The 21,925-nt window shown below is 42.4% G+C and carries 19 protein-coding genes; 8 read left to right on the top strand and 11 right to left on the bottom strand.

All coding sequences use genetic code 11. The features are described 5' to 3' along the window. Nucleotides 1-61: 61 nt before the first annotated feature. The 8 genes from IZT61_RS04175 to IZT61_RS04140 all read right to left on the bottom strand — a co-directional run bounded on the left by IZT61_RS04175 (nt 62) and on the right by IZT61_RS04140 (nt 6,242). A complete protein-coding gene (locus IZT61_RS04175) occupies nt 62-544 on the bottom strand; it encodes a hypothetical protein (protein ID WP_196099941.1) in 483 nt (160 codons plus the stop codon). A 5-nt stretch (nt 545-549) separates the two neighbouring features. After that, nucleotides 550-1,701, bottom strand: a complete 1,152-nt coding sequence (locus tag IZT61_RS04170; protein WP_196099940.1) for a zinc-dependent alcohol dehydrogenase — start codon at nt 1,699-1,701, stop codon at nt 550-552. Nucleotides 1,702-1,720: 19 nt separating this feature from the next. Next, a complete protein-coding gene (locus IZT61_RS04165; RefSeq protein WP_196099939.1) occupies nt 1,721-2,098 on the bottom strand; it encodes a hypothetical protein in 378 nt (125 codons plus the stop codon). Between the two features lie 751 nt (nt 2,099-2,849). Beyond that, a complete protein-coding gene (locus IZT61_RS04160; protein WP_196099938.1) occupies nt 2,850-3,320 on the bottom strand; it encodes a response regulator in 471 nt (156 codons plus the stop codon). A 112-nt stretch (nt 3,321-3,432) separates the two neighbouring features. Next, nucleotides 3,433-4,281: a cyanophycinase gene (locus IZT61_RS04155; RefSeq protein ID WP_196099937.1), complete on the bottom strand. Its 849-nt coding sequence runs from the start codon at nt 4,279-4,281 to the stop codon at nt 3,433-3,435. A 108-nt stretch (nt 4,282-4,389) separates the two neighbouring features. Beyond that, complete coding sequence (locus IZT61_RS04150; protein WP_196099936.1) at nt 4,390-5,349, bottom strand: manganese catalase family protein; 960 nt, start codon at nt 5,347-5,349, stop codon at nt 4,390-4,392. Nucleotides 5,350-5,414: 65 nt separating this feature from the next. After that, entirely contained in the window at nt 5,415-5,618 is a 204-nt protein-coding gene (locus tag IZT61_RS04145; RefSeq protein WP_196099935.1) for a hypothetical protein, read from the bottom strand. Between the two features lie 102 nt (nt 5,619-5,720). Further along, nucleotides 5,721-6,242, bottom strand: a complete 522-nt coding sequence (locus IZT61_RS04140) for a DUF4142 domain-containing protein (protein WP_196099934.1) — start codon at nt 6,240-6,242, stop codon at nt 5,721-5,723. Between the two features lie 894 nt (nt 6,243-7,136). On the opposite strand from IZT61_RS04140, the gene IZT61_RS04135 reads away from it, so the two are divergent. The 4 genes from IZT61_RS04135 to IZT61_RS04120 all read left to right on the top strand — a co-directional run bounded on the left by IZT61_RS04135 (nt 7,137) and on the right by IZT61_RS04120 (nt 9,763). Next, nucleotides 7,137-7,880: an MBL fold metallo-hydrolase gene (locus IZT61_RS04135; RefSeq protein WP_196099933.1), complete on the top strand. Its 744-nt coding sequence runs from the start codon at nt 7,137-7,139 to the stop codon at nt 7,878-7,880. A 52-nt stretch (nt 7,881-7,932) separates the two neighbouring features. Beyond that, nucleotides 7,933-8,646, top strand: a complete 714-nt coding sequence (locus IZT61_RS04130; protein ID WP_230383841.1) for a DUF2243 domain-containing protein — start codon at nt 7,933-7,935, stop codon at nt 8,644-8,646. A 170-nt stretch (nt 8,647-8,816) separates the two neighbouring features. Continuing rightward, complete coding sequence (locus IZT61_RS04125; protein ID WP_196099932.1) at nt 8,817-9,167, top strand: hypothetical protein; 351 nt, start codon at nt 8,817-8,819, stop codon at nt 9,165-9,167. Between the two features lie 107 nt (nt 9,168-9,274). After that, entirely contained in the window at nt 9,275-9,763 is a 489-nt protein-coding gene (locus IZT61_RS04120) for a YciE/YciF ferroxidase family protein (protein ID WP_196099931.1), read from the top strand. Between the two features lie 358 nt (nt 9,764-10,121). Here IZT61_RS04120 and IZT61_RS04115 read toward each other — a convergent pair whose 3' ends face one another. From IZT61_RS04115 to IZT61_RS04105, 3 genes are all read right to left on the bottom strand, one after another. Next, nucleotides 10,122-13,349 carry an error-prone DNA polymerase gene (locus tag IZT61_RS04115; RefSeq protein WP_196099930.1) on the bottom strand — a complete coding sequence of 1,076 codons (3,228 nt, stop codon included), beginning with the start codon at nt 13,347-13,349 and terminating at the stop codon, nt 10,122-10,124. A 1,219-nt stretch (nt 13,350-14,568) separates the two neighbouring features. Beyond that, nucleotides 14,569-16,074: a Y-family DNA polymerase gene (locus IZT61_RS04110; RefSeq protein ID WP_317193179.1), complete on the bottom strand. Its 1,506-nt coding sequence runs from the start codon at nt 16,072-16,074 to the stop codon at nt 14,569-14,571. After that, nucleotides 16,071-16,808, bottom strand: coding sequence for an ImuA family protein (locus tag IZT61_RS04105; RefSeq protein WP_196099929.1), 738 nt, complete (start codon nt 16,806-16,808; stop codon nt 16,071-16,073). Before IZT61_RS04105 ends, IZT61_RS04110 begins: the two co-directional genes overlap by 4 nt. 172 nt (nt 16,809-16,980) lie before the next feature. Here IZT61_RS04105 and IZT61_RS04100 point away from each other — a divergent pair, with 172 nt between their 5' ends. From IZT61_RS04100 to IZT61_RS04085, 4 genes are all read left to right on the top strand, one after another. Further along, nucleotides 16,981-17,457 carry a hypothetical protein gene (locus tag IZT61_RS04100; RefSeq protein ID WP_196099928.1) on the top strand — a complete coding sequence of 159 codons (477 nt, stop codon included), beginning with the start codon at nt 16,981-16,983 and terminating at the stop codon, nt 17,455-17,457. A 105-nt stretch (nt 17,458-17,562) separates the two neighbouring features. Continuing rightward, complete coding sequence (locus IZT61_RS04095; RefSeq protein ID WP_196099927.1) at nt 17,563-18,387, top strand: HipA family kinase; 825 nt, start codon at nt 17,563-17,565, stop codon at nt 18,385-18,387. Beyond that, complete coding sequence (locus IZT61_RS04090; protein WP_196099926.1) at nt 18,357-19,262, top strand: DUF3037 domain-containing protein; 906 nt, start codon at nt 18,357-18,359, stop codon at nt 19,260-19,262. Before IZT61_RS04095 ends, IZT61_RS04090 begins: the two co-directional genes overlap by 31 nt. A gap of 1,265 nt (nt 19,263-20,527) precedes the next feature. Then, on the top strand, nt 20,528-21,913 hold the full coding sequence (locus tag IZT61_RS04085; RefSeq protein ID WP_196099925.1) for an IPT/TIG domain-containing protein: 1,386 nt from the start codon (nt 20,528-20,530) through the stop codon (nt 21,911-21,913). The last annotated feature ends 12 nt before the right edge of the window (nt 21,914-21,925 follow it).

Genomic DNA, 21,925 nt, shown 5'->3' with positions numbered 1-21,925 from the left:
CGTTATCGCGTTAAATTTTTAACGCGACAGTTGATATTGCAATCCTAAAGAATTGATTTGGCTACTTCTTTTTCGTTAAGTATTTTATCAGCAGCCCGCCCACTACTAAACCTACCACCACTTTTTTTGCCAATCCTGCCGGATTATATTTTAATTCAGCTTTTAATCCCCGCTCGGCAAAAATGTTCGGTACAATACCGCTCTTAAGGTCTTCTACAATTCCTTCCCAGGCGTTCACCCTGTCGGCTAAAATTAAAGGTATCCAATGGCGGTACCTGTCTTCGCTGTGCTTAAAGGCATATCTGCGTATCATTCCGCTCAGGCCCGATGGGGGCACAGACGTGCCAAACACCATGCTGTTTTGCGGCCTTTCGGTCGATTTTAGCAGCTCGATATTTACCGGCTGAGGCGGCGATTTTTCGTAGTTGCTCCGTTTATGGTCGTCGCCAGTATAAGTTTTCATCGGATACGTTGGTTCGTTCTCCGAATCGATATCCATTCCCCAACCCGGAATGCTCTTGTAATCAAAATTTTCGTTGTTCATGTCGGTTATGCTTTAGTAGATGGAATTAATACGGTTTTAATACATTCATCAAGTTTAGATGAAAAGACGTGATACGCATCCGAAATCTCCTCAAGCGGAAACTTATGCGTAATCAGTCCTTTCGGGTCTAACCTGCCCGATTGTACGTGGTCGATCAACTTAGGCAGCAATCTTTTTACTGAAGCCTGATTTGCCCGCAAGGTTAGGCCCTTGTTAAGTATATTGCCAATCGGAACATAATTGAACGGCGGCCCGTAAACGCCCACTACCGAAACAATTCCACCTTTTTTAACCGAATTTACCGCCCATTGCAATGCCGTTGCTGTTCCCGCCTGCATTAAGGTAACCTTACCCGTAAATGTTTGCAGGGCATTTCCTTCCGCCTCGCAGCCCACACAATCGATACACACATCTGCACCGTACCAATCCGTCAGCTTTTTCAAAAACAGCACCGGGTCGCCCATCGATTTGAAATTGTAGGCTTCGCACTTGGAATAATTTTTTGCAAACTCGAGGCGGTAGTCGATATGGTCGACAATGATTACCCTCGCTGGCCCGAAAAACCAGGCACATCTCGCGGCCATAATCCCGATTGGGCCAGCCCCGAACACAATAACCGTGTCGCCTTCTTTAATGCCGCCCATTTCTGCAGCCTGATATCCGGTAGGAACAACGTCGGTTAATAAAACGGCATCGTCCGGGTCCATATCCGCCGGAATTACCGTGGGGCCAACATTGGCATACGGTACGCGAACGTATTCTGCCTGACCGCCATCAAAGCCGCCCGCCGTGTGCGAGTACCCGAATATCCCACCTACGGCTGTTGCCATGGTATTCGATTCGTGGCAGTTTCCATAAAGCCCCTGTTTGCAGAAATTACACTTCCCACAAGCAATATTAAAAGGAACAAGCACCTGGTCGCCAACCTTAACGTTGGTAACCAGTGGGCCAACTTCTTCTACAATACCGGTAAATTCGTGCCCAAAGGTAGACCCCACGCGGGTATCAGGCACCATGCCATGATAGAGGTGAAGGTCTGAGCCGCAAATACAGGTTCTGGTAACGCGAACAATAGCATCTTCGGGATGTAAAATCCTGGGCATTGGCCGCTCTTCAATTCGCACCCGATAAGGGCCGCGGTAGTTCATTGCTAACATAGTTTCGATTTTTTAGGTTTTAAATAAATAGATGATCAAGTTGTGTTCGTTCTTTTTTCCATTTTGAAAGTTGAATATGAAGTGCCGCGAGCGTTGCATAACCAACGTGGAAAAGGAGGGTTTTTCGATCGTTTTTTACCACTGGCAAAAAGGCCATCGACATTAGAACGCCTAGGTTGAGTAAATCGAGGCACTTGTGTGCTTTCTGTTCGATAATCCGTTTAGCCGCAAAGCGGTGATCACTGATGATGTTATAAGTCAGTAAGCTTAAGCCCAGCACAGTGTAGTGTCGTGCTGCATTAGTCGAAAGTTTAATTGCACGCGGTATTAAGCAAGCTGCTGTACTAAACATATAATCGTTTAGGCCGTGTTGGTCAAAAGAAAATTTGTTCTCCATGATTAGAAAACACCAACCATTTAAACGAAGTTTAGTAAAAATTCATTTTTTTACAGGAGGGTTGTCTGAAAGGTGGTGCTGTCATTCTGAGTTTTAATTTTTCGGAAAAAAAATCAATATGAGTGACGTTTGGAATTTGTTCGTTCGCTATCTGCGCTATGCGTCCTCCTTTGAAGGGGGCAGTGCCAAAGGCATCCCTTTGGGAGGGGATGATTTCGAAAAAATCCTCTCCCTTTGTATGGATTCCTGTGTTTTTCGGTTGTGCAACCCTTCCGAATAAGGTCGGAACAGGTCTCCAAAGAGGGACAATGAGACACTACTTTAAACCCGAAGTAATAAAACGTCAATGGTAGCATAGCGAAGAATCTGTAACCCACTTTTCACTATCTCTGCCAACCCACTCCACCCTCTTTTGCCGGTGGGGATTTGGCGTTTTGCATCCGATAGCTATCGGATTCATCGCTTGGGGATCCTTCGATACTCCCAGGATGACAGTGTTATCAAGGTTGTTTATCCTCAAGTTTGAACTTATTGTCTTCAAGTTTGAGGTTATTATCTTTAAAATAGATGTTATTATCTTCAAGTTTGAACTTATTATCCTCAAATTCGAGCCTATTTGCCTCGAACTCGAGCCTATTTGCATCAAATTCGAGTCTATTTGCCTTGAACTCGAGCCTATTTGCCTTGAAATTAATGCTAATTGAACCCAACTTACTTCACTAGGCTCTAATTTTTCCTATTTCATGTTGTCTTAATTCGACAACCGCGAGGAGCGATTATTTTTCTGGTCGCTTGTTATTTTGCCGCAACTACTTAAAAGCGAACTGACAGGTTTAAGCAACTGTTTAATTGAAAATGGTTTTTGAATAAAGGCATCGCAATTATAGAAATTGAGCGGTAACATGTAGGCTGGGAGCGAAGACATCATCACAACGGGAATGTTGGCCGCGGCCTCGTTCTTTTTAATGCCTAAACACAGTTCACCACCGTTTGAGGTAGGTAAAAGATAATCAATCAGGATCAGATCGGGTTGAAACGAGCGAAATAGTTGCCCAAAATCGGCCGCGTCTGAGCATGCCACACAAGCGTAGCCACGATCTTCGAGAATACTTTTTAAAATTTCGCATAAGGCGGCGTCATCCTCTACCAATAAAATCTTTAGTTGTCGCTTCGCAGAGATAGGTATAACACAGTGTTCAGATCTTACAATTTTTGAGTTCATTTTTTAGTGGTTTAATGAGACTAATCTAAACAATATCGAAAACCCAATCCATGTGCTAAATACCCTTTTTTGGTGGTTTTAACACCTGGTTTGCCGGCCCAATTTCGGATGGTTAAAGGTGGGGGAGGTTTCTGCAGGGAATGGTAAATTCTTCTCCCATTGATAGGATGGACACCTTTAAATCTCTGATCGTAATTTTTTTATCGTCATCAAACGATGTGATATTTGTGCCGTGGCTCGTGGCCCCATCCAATATAATCACTACGCCGCTGCCAATTACCCTGGCCTTTATGCCCGCGGTAATAACAATCGCCGTATCTTCCTCTATACCAATGCCGCTTGAGGATGGGTTGGTGGCAATTACCTGCGCCATCCGCACAAAACGGCCCCGATGTACAAAATGCGTATCCACGCAAACATCCCTCAAAAACTCAAAGCCAGTTGTTACCTTAACCCCGGCGGCCACGATTTCATCCGTTCCCGAGCCATCAAAAATCATCGGTGTCGACATGGCCATTGCGCCCGCACTTGTGCCGCCAACTACCAAGCCCTTGTAAACATACCGCTCTTTCATCAAAGACAATAGCTCCGTTCCGCCATAAACCGCTGTAAGTTTTAGCTGGTCTCCACCGCTAAAGAAAACCCCATTGGCCTTAGTAATACGCTCGTTCAGGTCGGCCTCGGCTGGTGGCCGATTATCGTGGTGAATGTGCCCAACGTTTTTGGCGCCAAGTTCTTCAAAGCACGCCTTGTAAACCCGATACGTTTCATCTACATCTTCGTTAGAAGCAGTCGTAATCACCTCAATTGAGGGCGATTTTCCACAAAGCTCAACAAACGCTGCCAGCACTTTTTTATTGGTATCACTTCTTTTTTTAACGGGCGATTTGTTCTCGGCGCCTCCAATTAATATCAGTTTCCCATTCGGGATCTCAAAACTCCTTTTCGGTTCAGTTTCCATATTTAATAAAGGGGAGGTTATTCTTTGTCATAACCGAGTTTTGTGTCTGTTTCAGGTTTTAAAAAAAAATTTCCCGATTGCAAATGCTGCATCGGGCAATAAGCTTAGCTAAAATTCCTGTTCCGGAAATCGTTTACCCGCGTAGTTGCTCCATTGCGCCACGCCTTCCGGTTCAGCACTTTTTATCTCCTGAGAGCGAATTTCGCCCAATTGGGTGCTCATGCTGTTGGCTTCGTCCAGTTCGGTCATTTTTTCCTCGTTTTGCTTCGATAGCCCCTCAGTTTCGGCTACATGCGCTAACGGGTCAGCAATGTAGTCCCACTCCTTGTTCATATCAGGCATTTCACCCTGGTTCCACGGACCTCTAACACTTTCCGTATCCGAAAGGTTGAAGTATTGCTGCGTAAACCGAGGGTCTGATTGTAAAATTCCTGGCGGGAAGTTCGGCTGAATAGATTCGAGTGCAGCCTCAAACATTTTATAATGTGCAACCTCACGCGTCATCAAAAACGACAGCGTATCTTTTACATACGGATCAGTCGTAAATTTCATCAGGTGTTCGTACACCAGTTTTGCTCTCGATTCAGACGCCAGATTGCTTCTCAAATCAACGGTAAGATCGCCGTTTGAATGAATATACGAGGCGCACCACGGAATTCCCTGACTGTTTCTCAGCGTAGGGCCACCTCCTGTAATAATCGGAAACTGCGGGTTTGCCGTCAACGCATTGTGGATAATGTCTTCCATAGCCGCCTTACCCTCAAGCACCTGCATAATTTCAGATGAATCCGCGGCTCTTTTAAGTTCGCCGTTTACACCCTTTAGCAGCATCTGAATAGTTGCCCCCACAATTTCAAGGTGCGAAAACTCTTCCGTAGCGATATCCATAAGCATGTCGTACTTATCCGGGTAGGGCATTTTTGCATTAAATGCCTGCGTAAAGTACTGCATTGCTGCTGCAAGCTCGCCATTTTCGCCGCCAAATTGCTCAAGTAAAATGTTGGCAAATGCTGGGTCAGGTTTAGATACCCGGGCATTAAATTGTAGATCTTTTGAATGATGGAACATGGTTTTTTTGTTTTGTTAGTGAGTGAGGTGGCATTAATCTTTCTGTTGATGGATTTTTTAAATCCTTAATCATCGCTCGCTTCCGGAGTTTCATTTTCCCAATCTCCAGGCGCCCGGCTCGTGTCTGTATCCGGATGATCGCCCTTAGGAATCTCAAGATCTGCCGGTCGTTTATCATCAAGCGATACAGGCTTTTCGTTCTTCTCTATACCCTCCGTACCGAGCGGTTCATCCTTTAGCGTGTGTGTTTTCTCTTCTTCGTCTTTCATAATTGTAGGTATTTGGTGTAATTGATTATTTATTCGCTGATTTCCATTGAGGCAATAACCTCAAATTGCTTTAGTAAGGAATGTTGAAGCCTAGAAAATTGGCTACTTAATTTTCGCCTGAAGGTTTACCGCTTCCTCTAAATGGGTGTTTAGCGATGGCAGTTTGCTTGCAGCAAATGTTCTTAAGTCTGCATCATAAACCCCCGTTGCTCCCGATGCCATAGAAAATAGCGATACGGCATCCTGATGCGATGCAACCATTATGCGCATAAACTCCTTGTCGAAATTGGCCTGATCGGTGGCCGCCAACAAGTTTAAATTTGCCTGTTCTTTCGGTTGCAATGTCGTCGGAACCGTCCAGCCCTTGCCAGCCGACAGCTGCTTCATTTCGTTGCCCACAGCAGTATGATCGCTTACCATGTGTTCGCCATAATGCTTTACATCTCCACTTTGTGCCTTAGTCATCGCCATGGCACCCGCCTGCACCTCAAAGTTGTTACTGCTCGAAGCCTGAGTAACAAACATTTGATTGTCCATTTCGTGATTGTCGTTTCTGTCTTTTTTGCACGCACTTAAAAAAAGTACGGTAGCAACTACCATGATTAGTGATTTTGTTGTTTTCATAAGCTAAATCTTTTAAATAGAACCCGCTTCGCCATGCGCTGGTTTTTGTGGTAAATACCCGAAATTTTACATGAAGTGCCCGGGTTTGCACCGTAGTTTACTAGGCAACAGGCAAGGAGACGCCACGAGGGCATGGTAGTTTCGCCATTAATTTTGTTTTCTATTGTGCTTAAGAATGCTTCGCATTTTGGAGCGCCGAAGTATCCCAAACGCTTTGTCATGCTGAGGAACGAAGCATCCGTAACCTAAATCTCACTGTCCTTGCCCCACACCCGCCCTTTTTTAGGCAGTGAGCAGTTGGCATTTTGTATTTCATCGCTTAGGGATCCTTCCCCGAAGCATCGGGACACGCATTGCGCTACCATTGACGTTTCATTACTTTGGGTTTAACAACTGTCGCACTGTACCTGTTTGGAGAGGGTTGCAGTAACGAAAAAATAGCAGTACCATTGTCGGGAGAGGATCTTTTTTGGAAATCATCCCCTCCCAAAGGGATGCCTTTGGCACTGCCCCCTTCGAAGGGGGACGCATGGCGCCGATAGCGAACGAGCAAATTCCACACGTCATTCAAATTGATTTCTCCTGAAAATTAAAATTCAGAATGACAGCATCAAAAGCACTCATCACAATTCCTTTGCTTTTTCAAAAACTAACCTCTACCAATGACAGATTTTAATTTTGGTCATCTTTTCGACTGTAGCGGAGCGGAATGGCATATTCAGTCAACCCATTTTATTTCATCCGTATAAAACACATGTAACCAAAATTGTACGCGAAGTAAAGAAGTAGAAAACCGCAATTAAGTTTCGAATGTTGTTGAAGCACCAGCCCCGCAAGTAAAAAACTTACTGAACGTTTCGGGCACAAGCTCAAACTAATAATCATCATAACAGCATGGAAACAAGCACAGTAAAAATCACGGTAATTGGCAGTGGAGACGCCTTCGGAAGTGGCGGCAGACTGAATACCTGTTTCCATGTTAACACTGGTAACGCCCAATTCCTGATCGACTGTGGTGCGAGCACTTTGCCCGGCTTAAAAAAATACGGAATAAACACCGATGAAATTGACGCCATCATCATTAGCCATTTTCACGGCGACCATTATGGAGGTATACCCTTTTTGCTGCTCGAAGCTTCGCTGAGCGAGACAAAGAAAAATATCGATATCATATCTCCACCCGGAGCAAAGCAACGTTTAATTAGTTTGCTTGAGTTACTGTACCCCGGAAGCCCCATCTTAGAGAAACTAAACATCAGCTTTATTGAATATGCGCCAAACGAGGCGATTGAAAGACGTGGCTTTACGGTTACCGGTTTTCCGGTTGTGCATGTTGAAGAAACGTTGCCGCATGGTTTGCGCATAGAAACATCGGGCAAGGTTATCGCTTATTCGGGAGATACCTCGTGGACAGATGCGCTTATTCCGTTGAGTAACATGGCCGATGTTTTCATTTGTGAATGTAATTTTTATAGCACGCAGGTAGATGGGCATCTCAGTTACTTGGAGTTAGAATCGCATTTAAGCGAACTTAGCTGCAAAAAACTTTTCTTAACACATGCTGGGGATGAGATGCTCGAGAAACGTCACCTGTTGGAAATTAGATCGCTATATGATGGAATGAAAATCTGCTTATAACTAACCCGGTAGAAGCATAAAACCAGTAATAAAGGTAAATATTAATAAACCCATGAAGTTACAGCACTTAACTTTCGCCATCCTTTGCTTAAGTCCGGTTCCCTCGTTCGCCATCAGGGCCTGTATTTCGTGCAATAACGAAATCCGCACCGGAATTTACAACAGCATGTTTTATCCTAATTTAATAACCATGCTCTCCGCTTTTGTAGTGCTGGCTGTAATGGTGTTAATACTATCGAGGGCGAGCCATTCGAGGCATCTTTTGCGCCAACAAAAAGGCCATTCACAGCTTTCACCGGCGCCTCTGGTAACCGCGTCAATGGTATTGGGTATCGGCCTCGGTGGATTTATAGATGGTATTGTGCTCCATCAGATTTTGCAGTGGCACGAAATGCTTTCAGCTAAAATACCCGCAACCAATTATGTGGGTAAGAGCATAAACATGTTTTGGGATGGTATTTTTCATTTGTTTTGCCTCATTGTAGTATTTATAGGAATTGTGCTGCTTTGGAAGTTGCTTTTTCGGAAAGATATCGACCGATCGGGGAAATTACTTGTTGGTGGCCTTTTAATGGGTTGGGCATTGTTCAATATCGTTGAAGGAATTATCGATCATCATCTTTTAAAACTCCATAACGTGTACGAATACACCCCAAATCACTTTTCGGTCAACGCGATATTTGTGGGGCTTTCCATATTGTTGGCAGGGCTGGGTTATGCTATTATAAGAAACCATAGAAATTCAGTGAGCAGCCAGTGGCATTAAGCCGCCGCATTCCCCCATTATCTCCGGCGCAGTTGCTATTCAGTAGTTATATTTTTTATTCAGGTATTTGTCACATAAACTTTTAAGCGCTCGTTGCGGTTGTTTAAATAAGCGCTGCTTACGCTAAAGATCACATCATTTGTGAATACATAGATAAAAAATGAAGCGATATGGAAAATGAGAACATTGAAAAAGATAACAATCAAAACGCTGCCGATTCTTCAACAGCTGGCCATGGTAGGGAGAACGATGCCACTGTAAGCCAGCATGAAGCCGATGCTGCACAGATTGATGCGGTATCGAATTTTGCTACAACAACGAGCGATGTAACCGATTCGTCGAAACGAACTATCGATCAAGACAAGTTTGGCGTGCAGCCAGAGCAGTCAATTGGCAATTCAGGCAACGATGCAGGCACCTCAATAACAGCTGATCTGGCCGATTCTTTAAATAACGACGAGCAAACAACGGAAACAGATCAGCATGCGCAGGCAACCGACAGGCAGATCAACGGATTATAATTTGATTTGCATACGGTGCTCACATTTTCGGTAAAAAAGTAACCATTTAAGCAATAAACACAATCATTATTACTATCGAAACATCAACAAAAAACAATTTACAGGATATGCCAAATTCGCACCTGCACGAGCTGTTTACCGACGAGCTGCGTGATGTGCTAGGTGCGGAAAGACAATTATTAAAGGGACTGAAAAAAATGGCAGATTCGGCTTCTGGCGAGGAGCTAAAAAGTGCATTTCAGGAGCATTATTCGCAGAGCGAAGAGCATATCAATCGCTTAAAAGAGGCATTCTCATCAATCGGCTTGTCTTTTCGATCGAAAAAATGCAAGGCAATGGAAGGCCTGTTGGCCGAGGGAGAAGAAATTATGGACAGCTTTGAGCCCGGAAAAGTGCTGGATGCAGCACTGGTTGCAGCGGCACAAAAGATAGAGCATTATGAAATTGCCAGCTACGGCTGTCTGGTTACCTGGGCCAAATTAATGGAACACCAGGAAGCAGCAGACCTGTTGAGCCAAACGCTCGAAGAAGAAAAGCAAACCGATGGAAAGCTCACTGAGATAGCCATGTCTCAGGCAAACGTAAGTACCGAATAACAACAATTTTGTATTGGCCTCAGCAGATGCGATTATAGATGGGAGGTAAGATGCTTTGCACTTACTTCCTTTTTTGTTTAATGTTTTTAATGCGTCATTTTGAGATTTGTTTTTCAACGATAATTTGGGTGATTTAATAGCGGCCGTCATCTCGAGTGCAACCGAGAGATCTTTGTCGTTACCCTTGGGACTCTAAAACCATCAAAGATCGCACACTGCCCAACTCCTCACGATTTCTTCGGGAGGCAAGTGCCAAAGGCATCCCTTTGGGAGAGTGGTTGTTTTTCACGTCATGCGATATTGATTTTTTAAAAAAAATTAAAACTCAGCATGACAAGCGATATGATTTCAAAAACTCCTACCTGAAATTTCGTGCTGCCGGAAATATTTCCTTCTCTACATTCTCCCTTACAGTTGTCCGCTTATTTTCTGCCGGAAACGGCGCACGCTCATCGGCCCGCGAAAGGGTGAGTAACGGGAGATCGTAGTCGCGGTTTTCAGTCAATTCGCCAAGCATTTTGGTCATGTCGAAGCATTTTTTAACAATTACGTGTACAACTTCGCCCTCACGTTGCAGCTTTCCCTCAACCATTAAAAGCCTCGAGCCCAAAATCTCCTTTCGGTATTTATCAAAAAGTTGCTGAAATACCACAAGGTTAGCCACTCCGGTTTCATCTTCAATAGTGATAAAACACACTCCACCCGCTGTGCCCGGCCTTTGGCGTACCAAAACCAGTCCTGCTACCTTTACCAATCTTCCATCATGAGCTTCAGAAGTTTCTTTTGTAGATAAGATCCTTAAAAGACTCAGTTTTTCTCTGATAAAACTTACTGGATGCGCTTTAATGGATAGGGCAGTGGTGGCGTAATCCTGAACAACATGCGCTGAGTTGCTCATCAACGGAAGTTCGATCTGTGTTTCATAAGTGCCTTGCGACGGCTGATCTTTAAAAAGCGCAATCGGTCGATCGGCAAGCGCCGAAACTTCCCAAAGTGCCTTTCTTCTATCCATTCCAATAGACCGGAAAGCATCGGCATCGGCCAACCTTTCGAGCGTAGCTATAGAAACCCCTGCGTCCATTAATTGATGAATCGTTTGGTAACCCTTTCCCCGTCCTTTTTCAAGCATTACAATTTCTTCCATACGTATGCCCTTAATCTGCCTGAAACCAAGGCGCATGACATGAAACTTCTCTGTTTTTTCTTCAAGGGTATTATCCCAAAAAGAATAATTAATATCAATCTCCCGCACGGTAACGCCATGGTTCCTCGCATCGATAACAATTTGCGCAGGCTGATAAAAACCCATGGGCATGCTGTTTAAAAGTGCGGTAGCAAATACATCTGGATAATAACATTTAAGCCAGCACGAAACGTAAACCAGCAGGGCAAAGCTTGCAGCATGACTTTCGGGAAAGCCATAGCTGCCGAATCCTTCCAGCTGCTTAAATATTCTTTCAGCAAACTCTCGTGTATAGCCCCGCTCGAGCATGCCATTAACCAGTTTTTCTTCAAACTTGTTTACAAGGCCCTTAAATTTAAAAGTAGCCATGCTGCGTCTCAGCTCATCGGCCTCTGTTGGCGTAAAACCCGCCGCAACAATTGCAATTTTCATAGCCTGTTCTTGAAAAAGCGGTACACCAAGCGTTCTGCTAAGAATTTCCTCGAGTTCTTTTGAGGGATATTCTATTGGCTCCTCACCATTCCGCCTCCTTAAATATGGATGTACCATATCGCCTTGTATGGGCCCCGGACGAACAATGGCCACCTCGATAACCAAATCGTAAAAACATTTCGGCCGAAGCCTCGGAAGCATCGATTGTTGTGCTCGGCTTTCAATTTGAAATACCCCAATGGTATCGGCATGGCTAATCATTTCGTACACCTTCGGGTCGTCTCTTTTATTAATTTTGGCTAAAGTTAAATCAAGGTTGTAATGCTGTTTGGCCAAATCGAATGCCTTTCTGATGCAGGTTAGCATGCCAAGGGCGAGCACATCAATTTTTAAAAAACCAAGCGCATCAATATCATCTTTGTTCCATTCAATATTCGTACGGTCGGCCATACGGGCATTTAAAATAGGGCATAGGTCAGTCAGTTTTCCTTGGGTAATTACAAAGCCGCCGGTATGCTGTCCAAGCTGCCGCGGAAAGCCCATCATTTGCGAAGTAAGCTGTAAAACTTTTTTCAGCATGGGGTCTTTTGGGTTAAGGCCAGCTTCAATAATGCGTGCTTCCTCAAACCACTCATCCGTAAACTCCCAAATGGCGCCCGAAAGTTTGTTTACCGTATCAACCGATAGGCCCATGGCTTTTCCAACATCACGAATGGCTCCTTTTTGATGTTGTTGCGTTACTGTGGCCACAATAGCCGCCCGGTCTCTGCCATATTTTTCATAAATGTATTGAATCACTTCTTCACGCCGCTCGTGCTCAAAATCTACGTCAATATCTGGCGGCTCATTTCTTGCTGACGAGATAAACCGCTCAAAAAGCAGGTCGAACTTTGTTGGGTTAACCGAAGTGATGCCCAAACAATAACAAACTGTCGAATTTGCTGCAGAACCTCGTCCCTGGCATAGAATACCCTTCGCTCGGGCAAATTTTACAATATCGTAAACCGTAAGGAAGTAAGAGGCATAATTCATTTCCTCCATAAATGCCAGCTCATAATTGATATTATTAATGATTTTTTCTGGAATTTCTTCACCAAACATTTCCCTTGCGCCTTTCCAGCTTAAGTAAACAAGCTCTTGTTGTGGCGTGCGTCCTTCACTGGTAATTTCTTCAGGATAGACATATTTAAGGCTATCGAGCGAAAAATTGCATGCATTGGTAATGGTTGCTAAATTGTGGATGGCCTCAGGATATTTACGAAAAAGCCTCACCATTTCGGTAACAGGTTTCAGGTGCCTTTCTGCATTTTGGTGCAGGCGGAAACCTGCATCATGTATGGTGCATTTTTCTCGTGTGCAGGTGAGCACATCCTGTAGTTCTCTTCTCTTCGGGTGGTGGTAATGAACATCATTGGTGGCCACCATGGGGATTCCAAGTGTTGAGCAAAGTTTATCAATACGGTGAAGTCTTTTATGATCGTCTCCACTATAACCCCTGCTTGCGGCCAAAAAAAGATTATCGCCCAGCGCTTGTTTGTAGTTTTTAAGTTGCAAACGGAAGCTTTCATCAAAATCGAATAGGTTATTTAACGATTCAGGCGGGATTGCAATAAACTTAATGCCCTTGCTGTGCTCAAAAACATCGTGCTGATAAAGGTGGCAACTGCCTTTTTCGGCCCGGATATTGCCCACGCTCAGCAATGCCGAAAGTCGCCCGTAAGCCGCTTCGTTGGTAGGAAAGGCGAGGAGCGAGGGCCCATCAAGGAGATCGAGCCTACAGGCGGGAATTAGTTTTATGTGATGCTGTTTTGCCGCAACATGCGCACGTACAATGCCTGCAAGCGTATTTCTATCGGTAATGGCTATGGCTTCATATCCAAAAATAGCGGCCTGTTCAACCAATTCTTCAGGGTGCGATGCGCCCCTTAAAAAGCTGAAGTTACTGGTAACCTGAAGTTCGCTGTAGTTCATATTTTAAATTCCTTCCTATTCATATAATATTGACCACATAGAAACATAGGTCACATAGCTTAGCATATAAAAAAAAACTATGTTTTCTATGTGCCTATGTTGTCGAAAACGGTATTTCTATATGTAAGCATAAAATTGACCACATAGAAACATAGGTCACATAGCTTAGCATATAAAAAAAAACTATGTTTTCTATGTGCCTATGTTGTCGAAAACGGCATTTCTATATGTAAGCATAAAATTGACCACATAGAAACATAGGTCACATAGCTTAGCATATAAAAAAAAACTATGTTTTCTATGTGCCTATGTGGTCGTAAACGGTATTTCTATAGGTAAGCATAAAATTGACCACATAGAAACATAGGTCACATAGCTTAGCATATAAAAAAAAACTATGTTTTCTATGTGCCTATATTGTCGAAAACGGTATTAGTCACATAGCTTAGCATAAAAAAATTATGTTTTCTATGTGCCTATGTTGTCGAAAACGGTATTTCTATATGTAAGCATAAAATTGACCACATAGAAACATAGGTCACATAGCTAAGCATATAAAAAAAACTATGTTTTCTATGTGCCTATGTGGTCGTAAACTTATACAAAACCCTCTCTCTTGAGGTGGGCTGTTGGCGTTCTGCGATTCATCGCTGGTTATTCTTCCAGAAATATCTGGACATGCGATATATTACTATTAATGTTTTTGTATAACTGTCTGTTTTATAGTGTTACATATGAACGGTTGTCATGCTGTCCCGAAGCTTCGGGATCAGCATGTTTCATGCTAAAAAGCCCTACTCCCGTACGTACGGGACAAGGTGACGAGGCGGTTAACCAAATGGATGGAATACCAACTACGAACGGTCGTCATCCTTCCCGAAACTTCGGGAGGGATACTAAAGCGAAAGAAAGGCTTTAAGATTCCCGCCTGCGCGGGAAAGACGGCAAGAATAGATAAATGTAATCCCAATTCCTTTTTTATATAAAATTGACCACATAGGCACATAGGTCACATAGCTTAGCCATATATAAACTATGTTTTCTATGTGTCTATATGTTCGTAAACTTATACTACACTCTCTCATTAGGTGGGCTGTTTTCGCTATACGTTCATCGCCTCGTGATTCTTCCCGAAATATCTGGACATGCGATATATTAATATTTTGTGTAACTATCACGTCATCCCAACTCCCTTTTTTACTAAAAATAACTTAATTTATTACGCAAAAAAGCCATGCAAGTACCATTTCGAAGGCTTATCGCCAGAATAATGCCCCGAGCGGAAAAGCCAGTACCTCTTGCCAAGCTCATCTTCAACACTGTAATAATCGCGGTGCTCGCCAGCATCAAGCCACCATTCTCTTTCTATACGTTCGGGCCCGTCGGCCTTTTTTACTTGATGGATCTTACCGCGGTACCTAAACACCATTGGCGGATAATCAGGTATTGGCGCTGTTACCTCAATTTCTTCAGGTTTACCCAACAACTGAACAGGGCGGGGCTTATCGCTTCGCCACGGAATTTCGGGCTTTAAGGTAAGCGAGGTAACGGCCATAATAGCCCGCTCAGGCCAGTAATGTTGCTGCGGCAGGTAACGGTGAATGGTATTTTCGCCAACCTTTCCGCAAATTCGGTCTATAAGCTCGGCAATTTCCTGGTTGCCGCCGTTATCTGCCTGCAACCAAAAAGCTTCCTGCCTGGCTTGCGTATCTTCAACCTTTTGCGCATCAAGAATAAAAAGCTCAATCCCCATTTTTGGCGCTATATCACCAATTTTTAATCCAAAGAGTTTTAATAAATGGACTGCGTTTGAACTGGGCTGGTTGGTGCCAATTTGTACACGGATTATTTTCCCGTCAACCCGATAACAGCTCAGCGTAGCTTGCCGCAACCCCTTTCCTTCACTTTGCAACCGCTTACAAAGCGTGTTCATTAGCTTTTCTACTGCAATCTCGATACCCACCCTGGTATTAATAGGCTCCATGCTCGGTAGGCGCTCCGAAAATGGATCAGGCAAAATGATGGGCGTAATAGGATCGGGCATATCGCCTATAGCCTTTCTTATACGCTCGATCATTTCTTCACCAAAGCGTCGCCGCAAAACCGAGGCAGGCATGTTTATAAAACTTCCGATGCGATAAAGGCCGAGCTTGCTCAGCTTTTGTATATTCAGTTCGCTTAACCTTAATGCCGGAGACGGAAGTGGCAATAAAGCATCAATATGTTTGCCCGGGGCAATAATTGGCGATACCTTTCCGAACCTCGCAACGGCCCAACTGGTCGCTACAGTATCGCTAATGGCCGCCCTTACCTGATAACCAGCCCCCCGAAGCCTGTTTACCACTTCTTTAAGGTAACTTTTTTCGCCGCCCCAAAGATGCGTGCAACCTGTAATTTCCAGCATCAGGCCATCTGGTAAATCGATTCCAACAATTGGCGAATATCGGATGCACCACGTACCCAAAGCTTTTAGTAATCTGGCCGTTCTGCCGGGTTTATCATCCAGCACTTCAAGCTCGGGAAGGATAGCCCTTGCATCGGCCAATGGCATACCGACATTAATACCGAGTTCTTCCGCTTGCCTGCTTGCTGCACTCACTATGATCCTGTTTCCTGCTTTAATTGAAAAAATAACAGGCTTATCTTTAAGTTGGGGTCTTTTCAGGCAGATCCAATCTGTTAACAAATGAGAGAACCAAATAGACATATATCTTTTTTGCATCATATTGCCTCCCGTCTTTTTTCTTCAATAAACTGCTTTTCCGCCTGAGGAATTTCCTCACAAAACGCACCGTTTAAGTACGATACATTCCAACTTCCCGGCAGGCCATTTCTCACTTTTAACAGCGCCACCTGCCAATTGGGAAAGCCGAGCCCGGGTAAATCATCAATTTCCCTGCTTGGCAGCGGACTAATCTTCCATCTTGCTACGCAAATGGTATTGCTGAGTTTTTCTGCATTTCGCCTGATGAGAAATCCTGTAACCCTGCTTTTCTCTACCACCAATTGTAGCCGCCTCGATTGTGCAAAGCTGATTTCGTCGAGCTCAGAAACAACCACAGCTATTGAACTGCATTTAAGGGCTTCTTCCGTTGCCCAAAGCACATCTTTTTCCGATTTTAGATCGATAAACAACAGCCTGTCCGGAGATATGCCAAACGCGTTCAGCGAAGCTGGATAAAGGGTTCTTTTAGTGCTGATCCAAATGCAATTGGTGCCTGTTCTCATCAATGTTGCCATCAATGCCGTAATAAAGCCGCCGCTTGCCGCCGCATCTTCCATATTGCAGCCCAAAAATTCATGGATGGCTCCCGATGGGAATATGCCATTGGGGAAAGCATTACAAATTTGGGGCAGACCGATATCCTGCAATCCTCCCTCGCCAGAAGGTTTAACACCTTGTAGCAACAGTATCTGCTTTTGAAGCGCCTCTACAATATCCTTTTTTTGCTGCAACATAAATCAATTACAAATCTAATACTAAAAATATTAGTAATTTAACATTGTTGAAAAGTTATCGAAAAAGCTTAATTAATGCAATTTAAAGCTTGTTTTATATGTTGATAAATACTATTATTTTTAGTAAAATTACTTTTTTATATTTGTTCGTAATTCTAAACCAACCCGTTTTATGATTGAGCTTGACTTTTTTTATCCTTTAAATGATCCGAACGCCTTAGCCTATCAATTAATTTGTTTTGATACCAAAGCATGTTGGAAGATTTTATTGGATGGCGAACTTTTGGGCAGTTTTGAGAAACAAAATAATGCATGGAAGAAACTTACAGGCGAGTGGGTGAATGATGATTTTATTGTTGCCGCAGGAAACCTGATAGATGCACAAGCGTATAACCGCCTACCAAATGAGATTTGCACAAGGTGGGAAAAACAGATTGCAGAGGTAATTGCCGAATCAGATCATTCTTATCTGGTAATCTGTAAAGCCGATATCAATTTCGCCGCTTTTACAAAAATTTTCAGTCGCTTTATTCCCGGTCTGTTAAAAGATGAGTGGGAAATTACATTTAAAATTTATAGTCATGATTTTAACGAGGATTTGGAGCTTGTAACACGTATGGATTTACGTCGGGAACGTGCCTTTTATTAAAATTTGCAGTGAGTAGAGTTTAGTTTTTAAGGTTTAATTTAATCGAATTATAAGCTGAAATTTCTTTTAGGGTAAAAAATATCTATTTTAGAGAAAAGAAGCGACTTGATTAAATTAACTCCGATACGATTTGATGGTAAACTTAAGGGTGGTTCAACAAAACCTTGGAGCGTTACCTGTATCGACGAGAATTCAAACGATTTATCAATGATCCCTTGTGTGGTAAAATTATTTACCCCAAATCACATCGCTCAAAGTTGCCACATTGCAAAAGAGTTTATTTGTAGTGAACTTGCCCGAGAATTCGATTTAGATACGCCAGAGAGTTACTTGGTAAATTTAACCGACCCAAAATTTCTTAGCACACTTTTAAAGGAAGATGTTGAGGAACTTAAAACCAAACATCAGGGCACAACTTTCTGCAGTAAACTTATTAATGCTAGCTTGGTTAGCGAGGGGCTTAAAAAATCGACTTTTAGTATTAACGATTGTGCAACTTTATTTGCCTTTGATTGTATGATTATGAATGCCGATAGGGGCGGGCATCATAACAAGGCAAACCTAATGATGGATGATGATGGGTTTATCTTAATTGATCATGAGCTTTGTCTTCATTTTATAGATGGCGAATCTGATGATGCGCTACAAGTAATTTTAGATGAATTTGCTGAAAACAGATGGCCAAGAATTTACTTTCACCATTTGTTTTATTCAAAATTAAAAGCCTATCGTGGCCAGAAGAAGAACCTTTTTGACACTTTTAAAGAGTATCTCGACCGATTGGATATCAATAAAATCGCCGATTTGATTGAGCAGCTAAAAGTTGCAGATATTGGTGTTGGCGAAAGTGATCGACTAATTGATTATCTTTATCAGCTTAAACAAAATTCAAATAAATATTGTTTAATTATGTTAAGTCTCATTTCATGATAAAAGGAACGTTCCAATATGCTTTATTGCAATATCATCACTCACAATTGCTGGGGGAGGTGTTGAATGTTGGTCTTGTGGCCTATTTTCCCGAACACAAGAGACTTGAATTTATTTTTCCTGAAAAGCTTATCAGACTAAGGTACACTTATCCCGAAATTCCTGAAAAAACAATAAAATCTTATTTCAGGTATTTCCAAGATCGTGTTGCTACTTTGAATAAATCTCCGAACTTATTTTATGATCAGGATTTGGAGCACGGACTCCAACAATTTTTGGAAAAAGAATTTCTAGCGCCTGATGCTTCATCATTACAATTTGGTAATTATCGTAACTCAGTGCTCTATACTCAAAACATTCAACAAATTTGCGATCAGCTTTACAATCTTTATTTTTCTGTATTTAAGATTCAGGATAGCACTATTAAAAAGATCGATGAAACGATTTTACTCAGAAAGTACAAAAATCACTTGAGTAAATTTACTAAGAACACATCTTTAAACGAGGTCGATAATTTGTATTTTAATTATAGCATTAAACCCGATTCTGGAGCATCTGTTAAATTTGATATTGCCTGGAAAGAAGACAAGAACACCCACTTGGTAAAACCTGTTAGCTTTGATTTGCAAAGACCAGAATCCATCCAGCGAAAAGCCTGGCAATACTCCGGTCAGTTTGAAGATCTGCATGATTTAGCTGTACATAATGACTATTTATTTGATGTAATTCTTGCTAAACCAAAATCAACCGATTTGGTTAAGTCTTATGATAATGCCATTCGCTTACTCAGCAAGTCAGAAAGAGTAAATTTAATTGAACTGAACGAGTTACAGGAATATTCTCAGTTAACTATAGATTCCATTTTGGAACTTTAAGATTCGATAATTTACAGTCGACTTCTATTGCGTAGCTGTGGTATAAACGACTTTTTTTTACTCAGGCTTGTCGTGTAGACACCTTCTATTTATTAGTCGACAAACGAATAAACATGGTCTTCTGAGTATTTCGACTGGAGTTTATCTTGAGCGAAGCCGAAGGGCCCAATACAGGCTTAATCGAAGGGTGGATGTTTAGATATTTATCCAAAATAAAAGTCTTCGACTCCGCTACCATTGACGGTTTTCGTAAACACCATAAATCGTCATTTCGACCGAAGTGTTCAATGGGAGCTCCTACGGAGGAGAAATCTTAAGCTAAAGTTAGGTTCAAAGATTTCTCGGCTGCGCTCGAAATGACGGCGCTTCTTAAGAGCATTCTCCGAAAAACAATCTCACCACCAGCGAATTGAGGAAATTTAGCGCTGGCAGACTTTGATACAAATCGACAAAAGGTTGAACAAATAATAAAGAGGCTATTTCTTTACTTTGATTACAATTAACCAAATAATAAACCTAACTGCAAATCCCTTTAAAAAGCACCACAATGCTTTGCAGTTGCAATAACTTTTTATGAGAAACAATTTATTAATTTCAGATGCCTAACATTTTTGATTTTGCTTAAGTCAAATCAATGAGGAAATAAAAACTAAATCTAAATTATGGTCAATAAATACTTATCAATTCTGTAAATATTCATATCAGTTAAACGCACTCAACCATACCATTTATAAATGAGCCAGATAATGCCAGGCATTTTAATGATAGCATGCAACAAGGCTACAAAGCAGTTTACGAATAGCCAGCTTTGAACGCATTATACGTTTGCAATAACCAAATAAGTCGCATGTTTTAATCATTTATAATCGGTTGCATTTACGCTAAGCACAAAGAACATTACAGATAAGGTCATCCCAAAAACAGAAATCAAACTGAGATAACAGTTGTTGAATTTAACGCCGAAGATAAGGGTTTACCGGTTAAATCATTCCACACAATCTCAAAGCCAAAGCAACAGTTTAACGTTTTTACGCTATTCCATTTTGCAGGCAGGCAAAGCTTTTTTCAGATACAGCAACAAGGAACCCTAATTTTCTTGTATGGAAAACCTTTGTCCAAATCGCAACAGCACTTCCGTTTTTGGGCATTCTTAAAATAACCTTAATAAGATCACTTACGCCCATCGGCGGTTAAATCGTACAAATAAATAATGAATAATTAATTCATGTAAAATCTGGGGCTGCCCAGATAAAAGCAATAGGTATATGAAAGTAAAAAACAATGTTAAAACCAAACGTTGGCAAATCCATTGGATGTTGCTGGGGCTCTTAGCACTTACCTTAACAAATTGTAAGCAAGATGAGCTAAAGGCCGAACCCGGCTACGATCCTAATAAGGAAGTGCTTATTGCCGATTTTTACCCCAAAGAGGGAAGTGTAGGCAACAATCTGGTCATTTATGGCGATAATTTCGGAAACGATATTTCAAAAATAAAAGTGATGATCGGTGGTAAAGAAGCCAAGGTAATCAGCGTTAAAAATAACGCTTTGTACTGCATAATTCCCGAGAAAGCTTATGCCGGTGATATCAAGATTACCATAATCGGCGGCAACAGTCAGGAGCTTGCAAACGCAGTATCCAAAGAAGCATTTTCTTACAACCGGAAATTACTTGTTTCTACCTTTTTGGGCAAATATTACGAAGTAGCGAGCAATTTTGAGGAGAAAGAAGGTCCTTTTAACGATTGCGGTGCATTTAAGGGCGTGCTTTGGCTAACATTTGATCCCAGAAACCACAACCGCCTTTATTTTACGGCCGATGCAAACAGTTGTCGACTCATCGATTTCGAAAAGCAATATGTTAATTATTTCAGAACAGGCTTTGCCAGAACTTCAATCATCAATTGGAGAATTGATGGCAATCAGGATATGATAGCTTCAGATAACCATTCAAGCGATACCAAATACGGCAATTATATATTTAACCGCTCATCAAATTTCGTTCAAAACGAACCCATACAAGTTTATGCCCGCGGTGTAAACGGAACAATTATTCATCCCCAAAATGGAGAGTTGTACTATTCGAGGTTCAGGGCTGGCGATATCCGCAGGTACGATTTTGCTACCAAAGAAGACAAGTTGGTGTTCTCCAATCCGTATAGCGCCGTGGCCGTTTACATGGTTGTGCATCCCTCTGGCGATTACGCTTATTTGGTTGAATACGACAAGCATTTTATTATGCGTACCGATTACGATCGCGAAAAGAAAACATTTAAAACACCTTATACCATTTGTGGTGCAGCAGGTACCTCGGGCTATTCAGATGGAATTGGCACCAATGCCCGTTTAAACAATCCGGTTCAAGGCGTATTTGTTAAAAACCCCGATTACGAAACCGCGGGAGGCGACCAATACGATTTCTATTTCTGCGATAAGGCCAACCACGCCATACGCACACTAACGCCCCAGGGCCGGGTGAGCACTTTTGCCGGTCGAGGCAATAACGGCGCCAGTGGTTATGCCGACGGTGATTTGCGCACCGAAGCACGTTTCAACAATCCACAGGCAATTACCTACGATGAGGATAAGAAAATATTCTACATCGGCGATACCGGCAACTGGCTTATTCGCAAAATTGCAAAAGAAGAATAATTATTTAACAGC

The organism is Pedobacter endophyticus, from assembly GCF_015679185.1.
GTDB lineage: Bacteria > Bacteroidota > Bacteroidia > Sphingobacteriales > Sphingobacteriaceae > Pedobacter > Pedobacter endophyticus.
The sequence above is the reverse complement of the archived record's forward strand: the minus strand, read 5'-3'. Positions and strand labels throughout refer to the sequence as shown.

Bases quoted from the DNA above. Each gene is read 5' to 3' on its own strand.
- IZT61_RS04175 (WP_196099941.1), bottom strand. From the start codon at position 544: ATGAACAACGAAAATTTTGATTACAAGAGCATTCCGGGTTGGGGAATG.
- IZT61_RS04170 (WP_196099940.1), bottom strand. From the start codon at position 1,701: ATGTTAGCAATGAACTACCGCGGCCCTTATCGGGTGCGAATTGAAGAG.
- IZT61_RS04165 (WP_196099939.1), bottom strand. From the start codon at position 2,098: ATGGAGAACAAATTTTCTTTTGACCAACACGGCCTAAACGATTATATG.
- IZT61_RS04160 (WP_196099938.1), bottom strand. From the start codon at position 3,320: ATGAACTCAAAAATTGTAAGATCTGAACACTGTGTTATACCTATCTCT.
- IZT61_RS04155 (WP_196099937.1), bottom strand. From the start codon at position 4,281: ATGGAAACTGAACCGAAAAGGAGTTTTGAGATCCCGAATGGGAAACTG.
- IZT61_RS04150 (WP_196099936.1), bottom strand. From the start codon at position 5,349: ATGTTCCATCATTCAAAAGATCTACAATTTAATGCCCGGGTATCTAAA.
- IZT61_RS04145 (WP_196099935.1), bottom strand. From the start codon at position 5,618: ATGAAAGACGAAGAAGAGAAAACACACACGCTAAAGGATGAACCGCTC.
- IZT61_RS04140 (WP_196099934.1), bottom strand. From the start codon at position 6,242: ATGAAAACAACAAAATCACTAATCATGGTAGTTGCTACCGTACTTTTT.
- IZT61_RS04135 (WP_196099933.1), top strand. From the start codon at position 7,137: ATGGAAACAAGCACAGTAAAAATCACGGTAATTGGCAGTGGAGACGCC.
- IZT61_RS04130 (WP_230383841.1), top strand. From the start codon at position 7,933: ATGAAGTTACAGCACTTAACTTTCGCCATCCTTTGCTTAAGTCCGGTT.
- IZT61_RS04125 (WP_196099932.1), top strand. From the start codon at position 8,817: ATGGAAAATGAGAACATTGAAAAAGATAACAATCAAAACGCTGCCGAT.
- IZT61_RS04120 (WP_196099931.1), top strand. From the start codon at position 9,275: ATGCCAAATTCGCACCTGCACGAGCTGTTTACCGACGAGCTGCGTGAT.
- IZT61_RS04115 (WP_196099930.1), bottom strand. From the start codon at position 13,349: ATGAACTACAGCGAACTTCAGGTTACCAGTAACTTCAGCTTTTTAAGG.
- IZT61_RS04110 (WP_317193179.1), bottom strand. From the start codon at position 16,074: ATGATGCAAAAAAGATATATGTCTATTTGGTTCTCTCATTTGTTAACA.
- IZT61_RS04105 (WP_196099929.1), bottom strand. From the start codon at position 16,808: ATGTTGCAGCAAAAAAAGGATATTGTAGAGGCGCTTCAAAAGCAGATA.
- IZT61_RS04100 (WP_196099928.1), top strand. From the start codon at position 16,981: ATGATTGAGCTTGACTTTTTTTATCCTTTAAATGATCCGAACGCCTTA.
- IZT61_RS04085 (WP_196099925.1), top strand. From the start codon at position 20,528: ATGAAAGTAAAAAACAATGTTAAAACCAAACGTTGGCAAATCCATTGG.